Origin of the sequence: Paracoccus alkenifer, assembly GCF_900108405.1 — a bacterium.
Classification (GTDB): Bacteria; Pseudomonadota; Alphaproteobacteria; order Rhodobacterales; family Rhodobacteraceae; genus Paracoccus; species Paracoccus alkenifer.
Genome location: NZ_FNXG01000002.1, coordinates 602,293 through 618,091, shown reverse-complemented (window position 1 = coordinate 618,091; position 15,799 = coordinate 602,293). Strand labels below are relative to the sequence as shown.

The following is a 15,799-nucleotide window of genomic DNA, read 5'->3' as shown; positions in this document are numbered from 1 at the left end:
CGGATGCGCCGCGCATCCCCGGCATGACCATTTAGTCAAGTTCACACTTGTAACATTTCACCTTACGGTTGGCCTCGATCCGACTGGTTGATTGGCGAAGCCGGTCGGTCGCAACGGCTCGCAGATTGTTTTTCGCCGGTAGTGATAGGTAAATGTTGCGATGAAACTCCATGTAAATCAGTATTGTTTTTCGCGTGTGTTTGCAGCCGTTTCCGGCGTCTTGCTTGCGGGTTCGGTTCAGGCGGGTGGTTATGTTGCGCCCATCGTCGATCATCCACCTGCGCCAATGGTCGGCAATCAGGTTGCAGCGCCATTCAGCTGGACCGGACCCTATGCGGGTTTCAGCGCGGGTTCCGCCAAGACTAAGGCAAGGAATGTCACCCTGTATGATGTCGCAAGAGAATGGCGGAATACGGGTAACTGTGACAACTTCCCCGAAGGAGTCACCATGATCGCGGGGAAAGAACCGGGACAGGAACCGGGCATCCTTACTTGCGAGAACCTGTTGGATGACTGGCTGGATCCGGAATGGTGGGATAGCGTAGATGCCGAGGCAGCAAAGGACGTCACGGTTCTAGGTTACGATTCCGGTAAGAAAACCCACTCCACCCTCGGAATCTTTGCCGGCTACCGTCACCAATGGTCGAACAATGTCGTCGGCGGGGTCGAGGCCAGCTATATCCACAGCAGCGACTATGACGCTGCGCGGATCATGGGCCAGGCGGGTTATGCCTTTGGCCGGGTGCTGCCTTACCTGTCGCTTGGCTATGATTTCGAGGAAAAAGGCGCGGCTTATGGTGTCGGCATCGACGCTGCATTGACCAATCGCCTGATCGGCGGGCTGGTCTATAGCAAGTCCGAAGACACAGACCGGATCGAGGCGCGGCTGGGCTGGAAATTCTAGCCATTTGCCTGATGTGATCCGGCCCGGCTGAAAATGCCGCGAAATTCCGGGGCGCCGCTCAACCATGTTGGCCGGCGCCCTTTTCACATCGACCAGGGCGATAGCCGGCATCCGGTCCGGTGGGATCATTTGACCCTGCGTTTTCCTGATATACGGCGAACATATACCGCGACCGCGGCCCTATACGACGTGGCATCACCGCACAGTATCGCCTATTCTACGCAAGGCTCTGTCCATCTCAACGGGCGGATGACAGAGCCGACGTCACCGGCCGGGGCCTCAATACCGCAGCAGGAGCATCGCATGAACAGGATCGCACTGGGGCTGGACAGTTTCGGCGATGTGAACCTTGGCGCCGACTTGCGGCCCGTTCCCATGGATCAGGTGCTGCGCGATGTGGTGGAACAGGCGGTGCTGGCCGACAGCCTGGGCATCGACTTTATCGGGCTGGGGGAACATCACCGCCCCGATTTTGCCATCTCGGCGCCGGAAATCCTGCTGGCGGCGATCGCGGGGCGGACCTCGCGCATCCGGTTGGGCACGGCGGTGACGGTGCTGTCCACCAACGACCCCGTGCGGGTGTTCGAGCAGTTTTCCACCCTGAACGCGGTCTCGTCCGGCCGGGCCGAGCCGATTCTGGGCCGCGGTTCCTTTACCGAAAGCTACGGGCTGTTCGGCTATGACCTGCATGATTACGAAGCATTGTTCGAGGAACGGCTGGATCTGTTCGCCCGGCTTTTGCACGAGGATCGGGTCAACTGGCAGGGCCGCACCCGCGCCGCGCTGGTGGACGCCGCGGTCTATCCGCCGCTGGGGACCGGGGGGATGCGGGTCTGGGTGGGTGTCGGCGGCTCTCCGCAATCGGTGCTGCGGGTGGTGCGCCATGATCTGCAACTGATGCTGGCGATCATCGGCGGCGAGCCCGCGCGGTTTCGCCCCTTTGTCGATCTGTATCACGACGCCTGCGCGAAAGCGGGACGCGAGGCACGACCCATCGGCATGCACTCGCCCGGCTATGTGGACAGCAGCGACGAGGCCGCGCGCGAGGCCTTCTGGCCGCATTACCGCGATTTTACCAACCGGCTGGGGCGGGAACGCGGCTGGCCCTCGGTCACCCGCGACCGCTATCTGGCCGAGATCGAGCACGGCTCGCTTTATGTCGGCAGCCCGCAGACGGTCGCGCGCAAGATCGCGGCCAGCGTGCGGGCGCTGGGGGTGGCACAGTTCGACCTGAAATATGCCACCGGCCCGATGCCGCACGACCAGCTGATGTCCTGCATCCAGCTATATGGGCAGCAGGTGATTCCGATGGTGCGCGAGCTGCTGGCCAAGGGGTGATCCTGCAACCCCTTGACTTTTGCGCCGGAATGGTCATGTTCCCCCGGTCGCCACCCGCTGCCGCGTGAGCAGCCGCGGAAACCTCGTTTCCGCCAGGGTCCGACAATCGACTGGTTCCCCATCTCACGCAGGGTTGCCGGCGGGTTTCGTATCTGACCCGCGACCCTTGCCCTGCCGCCGGCGCTGCCCGCGGCCCATGTCGCTGCGTTTCCGATACGGGGAATCGCGGCACGGAAAACCAGAATGAACGAACATATCCGCACTTCCCGCCCCGATACCTCGCGTCCCTCGGGCAACCGCAAGCCGCAGGGCGGCAGCCATGTCCGGGGCGATGACACCCCGGCGGCCGGCAAGCCGCGTTCGGCCGGGTTCGATGCCCGCCGCGGCCCCGGCCGCGCCAAAAAGGCCCGGACTGAGGCCGAACCCTTTATCCGCCGCGCCATTCCCGACATCGACACCGCCTTTACCCGCATGGGCATCGACGCCCGCGTGGCGATCAACCTGCCGCCGCTGGGGCTGAACGAGCCGACGCCGATCCAGGCGCAGGCGATTCCGTCCATCGTGGCGGGGCGCGACCTGCTGGGGCTGGCACAGACCGGCACCGGCAAGACCGCGGCCTTCAGCCTGCCGATGCTGACCCGGCTGCTGATCGCCGGCAAGCGCCCCGAGCCGGGCACCTGCCGCGCCCTGATCCTGGCGCCGACCCGCGAACTGGCGACGCAGATCGCCCAGAACGTCGAAGCCTATGCCCAGGGCACCGGGCTGCGCGCCTTTCGCGTGGTCGGCGGCGCCTCGATCAACGTGCAGATCGACCGGCTGTCGCGCGGCGTCGATGTGCTGATTGCAACGCCCGGCCGGCTGATCGACCTGATCGAGCGCAAGGCGATCCGTTTCGACGACACCAGCTATCTGGTGCTGGACGAGGCCGACCAGATGCTCGACATCGGCTTTATCCACGCGCTGCGCCGCATCGCCAAGCTGCTGCCCCGCAACCGCCAGACCCTGCTGTTTTCCGCCACCATGCCCAAGCTGATGGAGGAACTGGCCGACAGCTACCTGACCGATCCGGTCCGGGTCGAGGCGAACCCTCCGGGCCGTCCCGCCGACAAGATCGCGCAAGGCGTGCATTTCGTAAACCAGGGCGACAAGGCCACGCTGCTGGCCGAGTATCTGGCCAAACATCCGGGTGAGTTGGCGATTGTTTTCGGCCGCACCAAGCACGGGTCTGAAAAACTGTCCAAGCTGCTGGAAAAATGGGGCTTCAAGGTCGCCGCCATCCACGGCAACAAGAGCCAGGGACAGCGGGAACGGGCGCTCGCCTCGTTCCGGGCCGAGGATACGCAGGTGCTGGTCGCCACCGACGTGGCGGCGCGCGGCATCGACATCCCGCAGGTCGCGCATGTCTATAACTATGACCTGCCGAATGTGCCGGAAAACTATGTCCACCGCATCGGCCGCACCGCCCGCGCCGGCCGCGACGGCCGCGCCGTGGCTTTTTGCGCGCCCGCCGAGCTGGGCGAGCTGCGGGCCATCGAAAAGACCATCAAGGCCGCGATTCCGGTGATCGGGGGCGAGGTGCCGGTGGGCGCCCCCGCCTCGGCCCGCCCGTCCCGCGGGGCGGCGCCCGCTACGGCGCGCAAGCGCCCGGCGCGGCGACCCTCGCGCGCGCCCCGGGCGACTCAGGGCTAGGCTATATGCCGCAGCCGGGGGCTTCACACCCCCGGCCACTGCCGCGGTTTTCCTGCGCACGTTCAGGGAATCTTTACCTGTGTCGGTGCAGGCTGTGCGAGAGGACGGCGTTGCCAGATGGCGCCGGCTCGGTTAACCCTGTCGCAAACAGGCAAAGGACCACTCATGCGTGCGCTTCTGTCCCGTGTTCTGGCCGGTCTTTCCGCGGCGCTGATGCTGCTGTGGGCGATTCCGGCCTCCGCGCAGGGGTTCGACACCTCGGCCCGTGCGGCCTGGGTCTATGACATGACCACCGGCACCGTGCTGCTGGAAAAGAACGCGCAAGAGGCCCTGCCCCCCGCCTCGATGTCCAAGCTGATGACCACATACATGGTGTTCGAGGCGCTGCGGAACGGGCGCGTCACGCTGGACACCACCTTTCCCGTTTCGACCAAGGCCCGGCAGATGGGCGGCTCGACCATGTTCCTGAACGAACAGGACCGCCCCACGGTGGACGAGCTGATCAAGGGCGTGATCGTGCTGTCCGGAAACGACGCCTGCGTTGTCCTGGCCGAGGGCCTGGCCGGCAGCGAGGAAGAATTCACCCGCCAGATGAACGCCCGCGCCCGCGAGCTGGGGCTGACCGACACGCGGCTGATGAATTCCTCGGGGTGGCCGGCGCCGGGCCATGTCATGTCCGCGGCCGATCTTGGCCTGCTGGCCGAGCGGCTGATCCGCGATTTCCCCCAGCTTTACGCGAATTTCGCGCTCAAGACCTTTGAGTACGACAACCGCGCGCCGGCGAATATCCACAACCGCAACCCGATCCTCGGGATGGGTCTGGGGGCCGACGGGCTCAAGACCGGCCACACGCAAGAGGCGGGCTATGGGCTGGTCGGCTCGGCGGTGCAGAACGGGCGGCGGGTGATCTTTGTGCTGAACGGGCTTGGCTCGGAACGCGCGCGGGCCGAGGAATCGGAACGGATCGTCAACTGGGCCTTTGGCCAGTTCACCATGCACACCGTGATTCCCAAGGGCGAAACCGTTGCCTGGGCGCCGGTCTGGCTGGGCGAATCGCGGCGGGTGGCGCTGACCACCGACGACGGGGTGAACGTGCTGATCCCCGCGGGCGCTGCCTCGGGCGTCACCGCCGAGGCGGTGTTCGACAGCCCGGTCGAGGCCCCTATCGCCGCCGGCCAGCGACTGGGCGAGCTGGTGATCTCGGTCCCCGGCTCGGTCGAATCGCGGCTGGCGCTGTTTGCGGCGACGGATGTGGCGCGGGCGGGGTTCGTGGGGCGCTTGCAGAACGCGGCGCTGCGGCTGGGCCAGCGCGCGATTACCGCGGTCCGCGGCTGACCGGCGGCGGCGTGTTCATCAGTTTCGAGGGCATCGACGGGTCGGGCAAATCCACCCAGGCACGGCTGCTGGCCGATGCGCTGCGGGCCGAGGGGCACGAGGTGGTTCTGACCCGCGAACCCGGCGGATCAAGGGGCGCCGAGGATATCCGCCGCCTGCTGGTCGAGGGGCCGCCCGACCGCTGGTCACCCGAAACCGAGCTGCTGCTGTTCACCGCCGCCCGCCGCGACCATCTGGAACGGCTGATCCGCCCGGCGCTCGACCGCGGCGCCTGGGTGGTGACCGACCGTTTCGCCGATTCGACCCGCGTCTATCAGGGCGCGGCGCGAGGGGCGGAACAGGCCCGGCTGTCGGACCTGGTCGAATCGCTGCACCGGCTGGTGATCGGGGTCGAGCCGGACCGGACCCTGGTCATCGACCTCGACCCCGCCGAGGCGTTGGCCCGGGCCACCGGGCGCGGCACCGAGGCCGAGGACCGCTATGAATCCATGGGCCTGGGCTTTCAGCTGCGCCTGCGCGCCGGCTTCCACGACCTCGCCCGCCGCCACCCGGCGCGGGTGCGGCTGATCGACGGCAGCGGCGCTGCGGCCACCGTCGCCGCCCGCGTGCGTCAGGCGCTGGCTGCCCCATGACCGAGGATACCCCCGTCGAATCCGACCGCGTGCCCGGCGCCCCCCACCCGCGCGAGACCGCCACTCTGATCGGACAGGACGCCGCCGTCGCGCAATTCCACGCCGCCGCCACCTCGGGGCGGCTGCACCACGGCTGGCTGATCACCGGCCCGCGCGGCACCGGCAAGGCCACGCTGGCCTGGCGCATCGCCCGCTGGCTGCTGGCCGACGCCGCTACCCCCGACCTGTCGGTGCCGCCGGACCACCCCGTCGCCCGCCGGCTGCTGGCCCTGTCCGAGCCTCGGCTGCATCTCGTCCGCCGCAGCCTTGACGACAAGGGCCGGCTGCGCGGCGAGATCACCGTCGAGGACATGCGCCGGCTGCTGTCGTTTTTCCAGCTGTCGGCTGTCGAGGGCGGGCGCCGCGTCGCCATCATCGACGCCGCCGACGACATGAACCCCAACGCCGCCAACGCGCTGCTCAAACTGCTTGAGGAACCGCCGCGCGACGCGCTGCTGCTGCTGGTCGCGCATCGCCCGGCGCGGCTGCTGCCCACCATCCGCTCGCGCTGCCGCGAGCTGCGGCTGGCACCGTTGTCGCCCGAGGACATGGCCCGCGCGCTCGCCCCGCTTGAGGTGCCCGGCGATCCCGACCGGCTGGCGGCGCTGTCGGGCGGTTCGGTGGGCGAGGCGCTGCGGCTGGCCGGGCAGGACGGGCTTGACCGTTACGCGCAGCTGGTCGCGCTGTTTTCGCGCCATCCCGACATGGACCGCCACGCCGCGGCGGCTTTCGCGCAGGCCGCCGCCGGACGACCGGGGGCCGAGGGCGATCCCTTTGACCTGACCATGACGCTGCTGGAGCTTTTCCTCGCCCGCGCCGCCCGCAGCGGCCTGCTGGGCCCGCCCCTGCCCGAGGCCGCGCCGCAGGAATCCGCCACCCTCGCCCGCATCTCCCCCGACGATCGCGCCGCCCGCCACTGGGCCGCCGCGCTGGCCGAGCTGTCCGCCCGCGCCCGCGCCGGGCGGGCCGTTAACCTTGACCCTGCGGCGCTGGTGATGGATATGCTTCTGACCCTTGCGCAAGGCCGCGCCGACCCGCCCGGCTGAGGATGATCCGATGACCCCCGACACCGCGCCACCGCAGCTGGTGGACAGCCATTGCCACCTCGATTTCCCCGATTTCGACGGGCAGCACGGTGATCTTGTCACCCGCGCCCGCGCCGCCGGGGTCATGCGCATGGTCACCATCTGCACCCGGCTGCAGCTCGAGCCGCAGGTCCGCGCCATCGCCGAGGCGCATGAGGGCGTGTTCTACGCCGCCGGCACCCACCCGATGTATGCGGCCGAGGAACCGCTGGTCACGGTTCAGGCGCTGACCGCGTTGGCCGCGCATCCGAAGTTCGTCGGCATCGGCGAAACCGGGCTGGATTACCACTATACCGCCGACAGCGCCCGCGCGCAGGCCGAAAGCCTGTTGGTGCATATCGAGGCCGCGCGCCGCACCGGGCTGCCGCTGATCGTCCATTCCCGCAACGCCGACGACGACATGGCCGCGATCCTTGCGCGCGAACATGCGGCGGGGGCGTTTTCCTGCGTGATGCACTGCTATACCTCGGGGCCGGCACTGGCGCAGGTGGCGCTGGATCTGGGGTTCTACCTGTCGATGTCGGGGATCGCGGCGTTTCCGCGGTCAACCGAGATCCGCGAGATCTTTGCCGCGGCGCCTCTGGACCGGGTGCTGGTCGAAACCGATGCGCCCTATCTGGCCCCGCCCCCCTATCGTGGCAAGCGCAATGAACCCGCCTATGTCGTCCACACCGCCCGCGCCGGCGCCGCGCTTTACGGGCTGACCGAGGCCGAATTCGCCGCCGCCACCAGCGCCAATTTCGACCGCCTGTTTACCCGGGCCGCGGGGCCGGCGCGGTGATCCGCGCCACGATCCTCGGATGCGGCTCGTCCGGAGGGGTGCCGAGGCTGGGCGGGCATTGGGGCGAATGCGACCCCTCGAACCCGAAAAACCGCCGCCGCCGCTGCTCGCTGCTGGTCGAGCGTCCGGGCCGCTTGGGCGCCACGCAGGTGCTGATCGACAGCGGCCCCGACATGGTGGCGCAGCTGACCGACGCGGGCGTGGGGCTGCTGGATGCGGTGGTCTGGACGCATCCGCACGCCGACCATATCCACGGGCTCGACGATCTGCGCCAGATCGTCCACAACCGCCGCGCGCTGCTGCCGGGCTGGGCGGACCAGCCCACGGCGCAGGCGCTGCTGCACCGTTTCGGCTATGCGTTCGAGACGCCGCCCGGCTCGACCTATCCGCCGATCCTGCAACTGAACCTGATCGACGGCCCCTTTACCATCGAGGGCGCGGGCGGCGCGCTGCATTTCACGCCCTTTACGGTCGATCACGGCGGCATCCCCTCGCTTGGGTTCCGCATTGCCGAGGCGGTGGGCGGCAAGGCGCTGGTCTATCTGCCCGACGTGCGCGAGATCCCGGACGAGGCCTGGCCCGCAATCATGCACCCCGAGCTGTTCATCTGCGACGCGCTGCGCCGCACGCCGCACCCCAGCCACGCGCATCTGGCGCTGACGCTGGACTGGATCCGGCGTTCCGGCGCGCGGCGCGGGGTGCTGACGAACATGCATATCGACCTTGACCACGACAAGCTGCTGGCGGAAACCCCGGAAAACGTGGTTCCCGCGCATGATGGCATGGTGATCGAACTGTGAGCGTCCTGTTCACGGTCGTCCTGCCGATCTTTCTGATCCTCGGCTACGGCTATGTGGTGACATGGCGCGGGATGCTGTCGGATGCGGCCATCGACGGCATCCAGCGCTTTGCCCAGAATTTCGCGCTGCCGGTGCTGCTGTTCCAGTCCATGGCCTCGATGGACCTGGGCGCCGACCTGGACGCGCGGATGCTGGGGGCGTTCTATACGGGCGCCTTTGTCAGCTTTGCGCTGGGGTATTTCGGCGCCGGCGCCCTTGGCCGCGCGCCCGAGGATTGCGTGGCGATCGGCTTTGTCTGCCTGTTTTCCAACTCGCTGCTGCTGGGGGTGCCGATTACCGAGCGTGCTTACGGGGCGCAGGCGCTGGCCGGCAACTATGCGATCATCGCGATCCATTCGCCGCTGCTTTACACTTTTGGCATCACCTTGATGGAGTTCACCCGCGCCCGCGGCCAGAACCTGTCAGTGGCGACCGTGGCGGTGCGCGCATTGGGGGGCGTGCTGCGCACGCCGCTGGTGATCGGCATCCTTGCCGGGCTGGCGGTCAATCTGGCGCAGACCGCCGGGCTGGTGCTGCCCGAGGGGTTCTGGGCCGCGGCCGGGATGATTGCGCGCGCGGCGCTGCCGGCGGCGCTGTTCGGGCTGGGAGGGATCCTTTATCGCTATCGTCCCGAGGGCGAGCTGCGGCTGGTCGCGCTGTGCTGCGCGGCCTCGCTGGTGGTCCACCCGGCGGTCACATTCGCGCTGAACGGGGCGCTGGGAACCTCGCCCGCCGGGCTGCGTTCGGCCGTGCTGACCGCGGCGATGCCGCCGGGGGTCAACGCCTATCTGTTCGCGGCGCTTTACGGGCGGGCGCAGCGGGTGGCGGCGACCTCGGTGCTGGTCGCCACCGCGCTGAGCCTGCTGAGCGCGTGGCTCTGGCTGGCGGTGCTGCCCTAGGCGCGCGCCGTCAGACCCGGATCTCGTAATACCCCAGCGCCGGACCGATTTCGTCCTCTTCATAGCGGAAATGCGAGCGCACCGCGCGGTCGAGCGCCGCAAAGCCGGCGGCGCAAGCGTCGAAACGGGCCGGCGCCGGGTTCTCGGCCAACGCATCGGCGGCCGCAGCCAGCGTCTCGATCAGCGCCTCCAGCCCGCGATGTTCGGCGCGCAGCCGGGCAAGAACCGCGTTCAGCCCCGGATTTTCGTGCTGTTCCAGCGCCGGGTAAAGATGAAGATCCTCGATCTGGTGGTGGGTGGTGATCGCCCGGCATTGCTGGCCGCAGGCGGTGCCGAACAGCGCCAGGTTCCGCGCCATCGGCATTCCCCGGACCGCAGGGGCCAGTTCCCCCGGCTGCGCCAGCCCGGCGCGGATGTCGCCCATCAGCGCCCCCACCGCGGACAGGTCGCGCAGATACCAGCGATGGATCGCCGCCAGCCCCTTGCCGTTCAGTTCCTGAAACGGCGTCAGGGTGAACTCTGGCGCGCGCGGCCGGGCGGCGGCATCCTCGATCTCGTCCGGGGTCATGCGGCGGTCAGGCCGGGCTCAGCCCGCGCAGCCGCTCGCTGCGCCGGCGCAGCAGCTCGACCGTGGTCAGCAGCAGGATGGAGAACACCACCAGCAGCGTCGCCACCGCCAGGATCGCCGGCGAGATCTGTTCGCGGATGCCGTTCCACATCTGCCGCGGGATGGTCTGCTGGTCGGGACCGGCGATGAACAGCACCGCCACCACCTCGTCGAACGAGGTGACAAAGGCGAACAGCGCCCCCGAGATCACGCCCGGCAGGATCAGCGGCATCGTCACCTTGAAAAACACCCGCCGCGGATTGGCCCCCAGCGACGACGCCGCCCGGTTCAGCGACTGGTCGAACCCGATCAGCGTCGCCGTCACGGTGATGATGACGAACGGAATCCCCAGCGTGGCATGGGCCAGGATCACCCCCAGATAAGTGTTCGCCAGGCAGCCGTTGTTCGACAGCACCGGCGCCAGCCACCGCCCCAGCGTCGTGGTGCTGTCCACGCAGGCCGAGGAATAGAAAAAGAACATCCCCGTCGCGGTGATGATGATCGGCACGATCATGGGCGAGATCAGCATCGCCATGATCATCCGGCGGAACGGCATCTCGGGCCGCGACAGCCCCAGCGCGGCCAGCGTCCCCAGCACCGTGGCCAGGATGGTCGAGAAGATCCCGATGATGACCGAGTTCTTGGCCGCGTTGATCCAGCGCGCATTGGCCCAGACATCCGCCCACCACGCCGCATCGCGCGGCGCATCGGGGCGCGCCATGCCGAATGTCAGCAGCGTGTCATACCAGCGCAGCGAATACCCGTCGGGGTCAAAGCTGCGCATCTTGGCGGTAAAGGTGAAATACGGCTCGGCGTTGAAGCTGAGCGGGATCACCACCAGGATCGGCGCGATCAGAAAGGTAAAGATCGCCACGCAAAGCGCGATATAGGTCCAGTGCCAGATACGCTCCAGCGGCGAGGCATAGGTCGGCAGCGCCATGGTTCACCCCAGCTTGAGATTGTCGATCCCGACCAGCCGGTCGTAGACCCAGTAAAGCACCAGCACGCCGCCCAGCAGCAGCGCGGCCAGTGCCGCAGCCATCGACCAGTTCAGCGTCTCGGTCATGTGCATGGCGATCATGTTGGAAATCAGCTGCCCGGTCGAGCCGCCGACCAGCGCCGGCGTGATGTAGTAGCCGACCGCGAGGATGAACACGAGCAGCGCCCCCGCTCCCAGCCCCGGCAGGGTCTGCGGGAAATAGACGCGCCGGAACGCCGTCCAGCTGGTCGCGCCCAGGCTGCGCGCGGCGCGCACATAGCTGGGGTTGATCGTGCGCATCACCGAATACAGCGGCAGGATCATGAAGGGCAGCAGGATATGGGTCATCGCGATGATCGTGCCGGTGCGGTTGTAGATCATCTGCAACCGCCCGTCCGGCCCGACGACGCCCAGCCAGACAAAGATGTCGTTCAGCACCCCCTGCTGTTGCAGCAGCACCATCCAGGCGGTGGTCCTGACCAGCAGCGAGGTCCAGAACGGCAGCAGCACCAGGATCATCAGCAGGTTCGATTTCCGCATCGGCAGCGTCGCCAGCAGATGCGCGATCGGAAAGCCCAGCAAAAAGGTCATGCCGGTGATCGCCAGCGACAGCCACAGCGTGCGCTTGAACAGCATCACATAGACCTGCTGGCGTTCGGGCACCGTGGTGATCTTGCCGTCGTCGTCGCGGGTGCGGTCCAGCGAGGACAGGTAGAAATTCGCCGTATAGGCCGACGAAGCGCTGCGCATCGCCCTCCACAGCGTCGGGTTGTCCCATTTCGCATCCGCCTCGATCAGCGAATCGCGATAGGGCGGCGGGAAACCGTCGCGGGCCTTGCGCCCGGTCGAGGTGAACAGCGACCGCGTGCCCGGCACGTCATAGTTGATCCGCGTGCCGACGATGCCGATGGTGCGGTTTCCCGCGGCCAGTTGCAGATCCGCCGCCAGCGCGCCCCAGGCGGCCTCGTCAATGGGGGTGCCGGCCGGGTTTTCCTGAAACCACGCCGAAACCTGCGGCATGTTGTCCGCAAACCCCGCGTTATACATCGAGCGGTGCAGCATCTGCCCGATGGGGATCACAAAGGTGACCACCACGAACAGCAGCAGCGGCGCCACCAGCAGGAACGCCCGCCGCCGCGCCCGGGCCGAACTGCGGGCCAGCGCCCGCGCCAGCGGCTGCCCGTCGGCGGTGGTCAGCAGCGTCGCCGCCCCTCCCGAGGCTTCGGTTACGATCGCGGCATGGGGATCGAGTGCGTTCTGCATGGCGTCCTTTGTCTTATCCGTGGCCCCGGGCCGAGCCGGGGTCCAGTCAATCCTGTCCGAGCCAGGCGGTAAAGCGTTCGCGCAGCTGGGTTTCGTGATCGGCCCAGAACTCGGGGGCCACGAACAGCGCGTTCGCCATGTTTTCGGGGGCGGTCGGCAGATGCGGCGCCAGCGTCGTGCGGCCGTCCGCGCCCGGGTTTTCCAGCAGCGCCTGCGCCGACAGCCGCGGCGGCCCATAGGGCAGGATCGCGGCGCTGCGCAGCTGCGCCTCGGCCGAGGTCGAATATGCCACGAAATCCCGCGCCCGCTGCGGCTGCGGCGCGCCCTTGGGGATCACCCAGCCCTCGACCTCGTAAAGCTGCGCGTCCCACAGGATCGCCAGCGGCAAGCCGTCCACCTCGGCCGCCTTGTAGACGCGACCGTTATAGGCGTGGGCCATGACTACCTCGCGGTCGGCCAGCAGCTGGATGGGCTGGGCGCCGGCATCCCACCAGACGATCTGGTCGCGGATGCCGTCCAGCCGGGCAAGCGCGCGTTCCACGCCGGCCTCGGTCGCCAGCAGCTCATAGACCTGCGCGGCCGGCACGCCGTCGGCAATCAGCGCCAGTTCCAGCGTGAACTGCGGGGTGCGCCCCAGTGCGCGGCGCCCCGGAAACCGGTCGAGGTCGAAAAAATCCGCGGCCGAGCGGGGGGCAGTTTCCAGCGCCTGCCGGTCATAGGCGATGACGGTGGAATAGATATCCGTCGGGACAAAGCAATCGCCCAGCGTTCCCGGCATGAAATCCGCGGCCGCCGCGGTGCCGTCAGCGGCCGGCAGCAGCGCCGCGGGATCCAGCGGCTCGACATCGCCCTCGGCGCACAGGCGCATCGCGGCGCCCTGCCCAACGCTGGCGACATCCACGACGACATTGCCAGCCTCGACCTGGGTCTTGACCAGCCCGGCCGGGTCGTCGGTGTCAAGGAAACGCACCGCCTGCCCGGTCGCCTCGGCAAAGGGACGCGCCAGCGCCGCATCCTGCATCGCCGCGAAATCGCCGCCCCAGGACACCACGGTCAGGGGCGTGTCGGCCGCAAAGGCGGGGGTCGACAGCAATGCGGCGGTCAGGGTCAGCGGCTTGAGCATCGGTTTTGCCTTTTCGGGTCCGGGGCGCATACGGGTCCGATGCGCCCCGGCTGGTTTCAGCCGGCCAGCCAGGCGTTGAAACGCTCGGTCAGCTCGGTGCCGTGGTCGGCCCAGAACCCGGCGTCGTTGACCAGCGCGCCGGCCGCGTTTTCCGGCGTGGTCGGCAGATAGGGCGCCATTTCGGTGGTGCCGTCCTTGTAGGTGCCGACGCTGGGCGCCGCAGATTTGCGCGGCGGGCCATAGGCGATGTATTTCGACAGATCGGCCTGACGCTGCGGGTCCGAGGCAAAGGCGATGAATTTCTGCGCCGCCTCCATGTTGGGGGCGCCCTTGGGGATCACCCAGTAATCCATGTCGAGATTGGCGCCGTCCCAGACAAAGCCGAAATCCTTGCCCTCGCCCACCATCGCGTCGAAGATCCGGCCGTTATAGGCCAGCGTCATCGCAACCTCGCCATCGGCCAGCAGCTGCGGGGCCTGCGCGCCGGCTTCCCACCAGACCACCTGGTCCTTGATCTCGTCCAGCTTGGCAAAGGCGCGGTCCACGCCCTCGGGGGTGGACAGCACGTCATACACCTCGTCCGGGGCGACGCCGTCACCCAGCAGCGCGAATTCCAGCGCGTATTTCGGACGCTTGATGATCCCGCGCTTGCCGGGGAAATTTTCCAGGTCAAAGAAATCCACCGCCTTGGTCGGCGCGGTATCAAAGGCGCCGACGTCATAGGCGATGACCGTGGCCCAGACCATGATCGCCGTCGCGCATTCATGCAGCGCCTGCGGCAGGTAATCGTCCTCGGGGGTCGAGCCGTCGGCGCCGGCGGCCAGAATCGCGGGGTCGATGGTCTCGATCAGCCCTTCGTCGCACAGGCGGATCACGTCGGACTGTTCCACGTCAAAGATGTTGCCGGTGACGTTGCCGGCCTCGACCTCGGCCTTGAGCTTGGCCGGCGGGTCCGAGTTGTCCACCATCATCGCCGGAATCCCGGTTTCGGCCGCGAACGGCTTGGCCAGCGATTCGTTCAGCGCCTCGCCAAAGGCGCCGCCATAGGTGGTGATGCTGATTCCTTCCTGCGCGAGGACCGGGCCGGCTGCCATCAGCGCCAGCGCGGTGCCGGCGATCAGTCGTCTTGTCATGTCGTTTCCTCCCCGTGAAATCGGGCGCCGCCGGCTGGCGACGCCCCTTGGCTCGGGTCAGCTAGCCAGCCAGGCGTTGAAACGCTCGCTCAGCTCGCTGTCGTGATCGACCCAGAAATCGGCGCTCGAGTTGATGCCCTGCTCGATATTGCCGGGGGTCGTGGGCAGGTGCGGCGACATCGCGATGTCCTTGCCATCGACATTGCCGACCAGCGCGCCCGAGGATTTGCGCGTCGGACCATAGGAAATCAGCTCTGCCGCGCGGGCCAGACGCTCGGCCTCGGTGGTAAAGGCGATGTATTTCAGCGCGTTGTCCTTGTTCGGGGCGCCTTTGGGGATGATCCAGCCTTCCATCTCATAGACCTGCCCGGTCCAGACGATGTTGAACGGCTTGTTCTCGCCGATGGCGGCGTTGAAGATGCGGCCGTTGAAGGCATAGGCCATCGTCACCTCGCCGTCGGCCAGCAGCTGCGGCGGCTGCGCGCCGGCCTCCCACCAGACCACGTCGCTCTTGATGGTGTCGAGCTTGGCGAACGCCTGATCCACGCCCTCGGGGGTGCCCAGCACGTCATAGACATCGGCGGGCGCAACCCCGTCGGCCATCAGCGCGAATTCAAGGTTGAACTTGGCCCCCTTGCGCAGGGTGCGCTTGCCGGGGAAGCCGGCGGTGTCAAAGAAATCCGCCGGGGTCGAGGGCTTGGCGTCGGGGAACTTGCTGTCGTCATAGGCCATCACCATCGACCAGACATCGGTCGCGACGAAACATTCGGTCAGGGCGCCGGGCAGGAAATCATCCTCGGCGGTCGAGCCGTCCGGGCCGGGTTTCAGCACCGACAGGTCGATTTCCTCAAGCGCGCCTTCGTCGCACAGCCGCAGCGCGTCGGCATATTCGACCGAGGCCACGTCGGCGGTGACGTTGCCCGCCTCGACCATCGCCTTGATCGGGGTCGAGGGGTTGTCGGCGTCGGCCACGGTGATGCGGATGCCGGTTTCGGCCTCGAAGGGCGCGTTATAGGCCGTCGCGTGCGAGGCCCCGTAAGCGCCGCCCCAGTCGAGGATGTTCAGCACCCCCGAATCCTGGGCCGAGGCGATCGACGCCATCCCCACCAGCGCCGTCGAGGCGATCAGCAATTTCTTCATGTTTTCCTCCCGT

The 15,799-nt window shown here is 67.7% G+C and carries 15 protein-coding genes; 9 read left to right on the top strand and 6 right to left on the bottom strand.

Features of this window, described 5'->3' with window-relative positions; genetic code table 11:
- Positions 1-160: 160 nt before the first annotated feature.
- From BLW83_RS15425 to BLW83_RS07110, 9 genes are all read left to right on the top strand, one after another.
- Positions 161-904 (top strand): outer membrane protein, encoded by a 744-nt coding sequence (locus BLW83_RS15425; RefSeq protein ID WP_143042765.1) that lies wholly within the window; start codon positions 161-163, stop codon positions 902-904.
- A gap of 303 nt (positions 905-1,207) precedes the next feature.
- The gene (locus tag BLW83_RS07145; protein WP_090847005.1) at positions 1,208-2,242 is read left to right on the top strand and encodes an LLM class flavin-dependent oxidoreductase; all 1,035 of its coding nucleotides are present in this window, start codon (positions 1,208-1,210) and stop codon (positions 2,240-2,242) included.
- Between the two features lie 243 nt (positions 2,243-2,485).
- A complete protein-coding gene (locus BLW83_RS07140; RefSeq protein ID WP_090847003.1) occupies positions 2,486-3,931 on the top strand; it encodes a DEAD/DEAH box helicase in 1,446 nt (481 codons plus the stop codon).
- A gap of 165 nt (positions 3,932-4,096) precedes the next feature.
- Positions 4,097-5,266: a D-alanyl-D-alanine carboxypeptidase family protein gene (locus tag BLW83_RS07135; RefSeq protein ID WP_090847001.1), complete on the top strand. Its 1,170-nt coding sequence runs from the start codon at positions 4,097-4,099 to the stop codon at positions 5,264-5,266.
- 11 nt (positions 5,267-5,277) lie between these two features.
- Positions 5,278-5,898 carry a dTMP kinase gene (tmk, locus tag BLW83_RS07130; protein WP_090846999.1) on the top strand — a complete coding sequence of 207 codons (621 nt, stop codon included), beginning with the start codon at positions 5,278-5,280 and terminating at the stop codon, positions 5,896-5,898.
- On the top strand, positions 5,895-6,983 hold the full coding sequence (locus BLW83_RS07125; protein ID WP_090846997.1) for a DNA polymerase III subunit delta': 1,089 nt from the start codon (positions 5,895-5,897) through the stop codon (positions 6,981-6,983). The genes tmk and BLW83_RS07125 overlap by 4 nt, the downstream gene beginning before the upstream one ends.
- A 10-nt stretch (positions 6,984-6,993) precedes the next feature.
- Positions 6,994-7,803, top strand: a complete 810-nt coding sequence (locus BLW83_RS07120) for a TatD family hydrolase (RefSeq protein WP_090847563.1) — start codon at positions 6,994-6,996, stop codon at positions 7,801-7,803.
- Positions 7,800-8,603, top strand: coding sequence for an MBL fold metallo-hydrolase (locus BLW83_RS07115; protein ID WP_090846994.1), 804 nt, complete (start codon positions 7,800-7,802; stop codon positions 8,601-8,603). Before BLW83_RS07120 ends, BLW83_RS07115 begins: the two co-directional genes overlap by 4 nt.
- Positions 8,600-9,541, top strand: coding sequence for an AEC family transporter (locus BLW83_RS07110; RefSeq protein ID WP_090846992.1), 942 nt, complete (start codon positions 8,600-8,602; stop codon positions 9,539-9,541). Before BLW83_RS07115 ends, BLW83_RS07110 begins: the two co-directional genes overlap by 4 nt.
- A 10-nt stretch (positions 9,542-9,551) precedes the next feature.
- Here the strand turns inward: BLW83_RS07110 and BLW83_RS07105 are convergent, their stop codons facing one another.
- The 6 genes from BLW83_RS07105 to BLW83_RS07080 are packed head-to-tail and all read right to left on the bottom strand — an operon-like array spanning position 9,552 to position 15,786.
- Positions 9,552-10,109 carry a hemerythrin domain-containing protein gene (locus tag BLW83_RS07105; RefSeq protein ID WP_090846991.1) on the bottom strand — a complete coding sequence of 186 codons (558 nt, stop codon included), beginning with the start codon at positions 10,107-10,109 and terminating at the stop codon, positions 9,552-9,554.
- Between the two features lie 7 nt (positions 10,110-10,116).
- The gene (locus BLW83_RS07100) at positions 10,117-11,088 is read right to left on the bottom strand and encodes an ABC transporter permease (protein WP_090846989.1); all 972 of its coding nucleotides are present in this window, start codon (positions 11,086-11,088) and stop codon (positions 10,117-10,119) included.
- A gap of 3 nt (positions 11,089-11,091) precedes the next feature.
- The gene (locus BLW83_RS07095; RefSeq protein WP_090846987.1) at positions 11,092-12,390 is read right to left on the bottom strand and encodes an ABC transporter permease; all 1,299 of its coding nucleotides are present in this window, start codon (positions 12,388-12,390) and stop codon (positions 11,092-11,094) included.
- A gap of 46 nt (positions 12,391-12,436) precedes the next feature.
- Complete coding sequence (locus BLW83_RS07090) at positions 12,437-13,513, bottom strand: ABC transporter substrate-binding protein (RefSeq protein ID WP_090847560.1); 1,077 nt, start codon at positions 13,511-13,513, stop codon at positions 12,437-12,439.
- Positions 13,514-13,569: 56 nt separating this feature from the next.
- Positions 13,570-14,646, bottom strand: coding sequence for an ABC transporter substrate-binding protein (locus BLW83_RS07085; RefSeq protein ID WP_090846984.1), 1,077 nt, complete (start codon positions 14,644-14,646; stop codon positions 13,570-13,572).
- Between the two features lie 57 nt (positions 14,647-14,703).
- Positions 14,704-15,786: an ABC transporter substrate-binding protein gene (locus BLW83_RS07080; protein ID WP_090846982.1), complete on the bottom strand. Its 1,083-nt coding sequence runs from the start codon at positions 15,784-15,786 to the stop codon at positions 14,704-14,706.
- Positions 15,787-15,799 lie beyond the last annotated feature (13 nt).

Bases quoted from the DNA above. Each gene is read 5' to 3' on its own strand.
- BLW83_RS07080 (WP_090846982.1), bottom strand. From the start codon at position 15,786: ATGAAGAAATTGCTGATCGCCTCGACGGCGCTGGTGGGGATGGCGTCG.
- BLW83_RS07120 (WP_090847563.1), top strand. From the start codon at position 6,994: ATGACCCCCGACACCGCGCCACCGCAGCTGGTGGACAGCCATTGCCAC.
- BLW83_RS07135 (WP_090847001.1), top strand. From the start codon at position 4,097: ATGCGTGCGCTTCTGTCCCGTGTTCTGGCCGGTCTTTCCGCGGCGCTG.
- BLW83_RS07125 (WP_090846997.1), top strand. From the start codon at position 5,895: ATGACCGAGGATACCCCCGTCGAATCCGACCGCGTGCCCGGCGCCCCC.
- BLW83_RS07095 (WP_090846987.1), bottom strand. From the start codon at position 12,390: ATGCAGAACGCACTCGATCCCCATGCCGCGATCGTAACCGAAGCCTCG.
- BLW83_RS07100 (WP_090846989.1), bottom strand. From the start codon at position 11,088: ATGGCGCTGCCGACCTATGCCTCGCCGCTGGAGCGTATCTGGCACTGG.
- BLW83_RS15425 (WP_143042765.1), top strand. From the start codon at position 161: ATGAAACTCCATGTAAATCAGTATTGTTTTTCGCGTGTGTTTGCAGCC.
- BLW83_RS07090 (WP_090847560.1), bottom strand. From the start codon at position 13,513: ATGCTCAAGCCGCTGACCCTGACCGCCGCATTGCTGTCGACCCCCGCC.
- BLW83_RS07085 (WP_090846984.1), bottom strand. From the start codon at position 14,646: ATGACAAGACGACTGATCGCCGGCACCGCGCTGGCGCTGATGGCAGCC.
- BLW83_RS07105 (WP_090846991.1), bottom strand. From the start codon at position 10,109: ATGACCCCGGACGAGATCGAGGATGCCGCCGCCCGGCCGCGCGCGCCA.
- BLW83_RS07145 (WP_090847005.1), top strand. From the start codon at position 1,208: ATGAACAGGATCGCACTGGGGCTGGACAGTTTCGGCGATGTGAACCTT.
- BLW83_RS07140 (WP_090847003.1), top strand. From the start codon at position 2,486: ATGAACGAACATATCCGCACTTCCCGCCCCGATACCTCGCGTCCCTCG.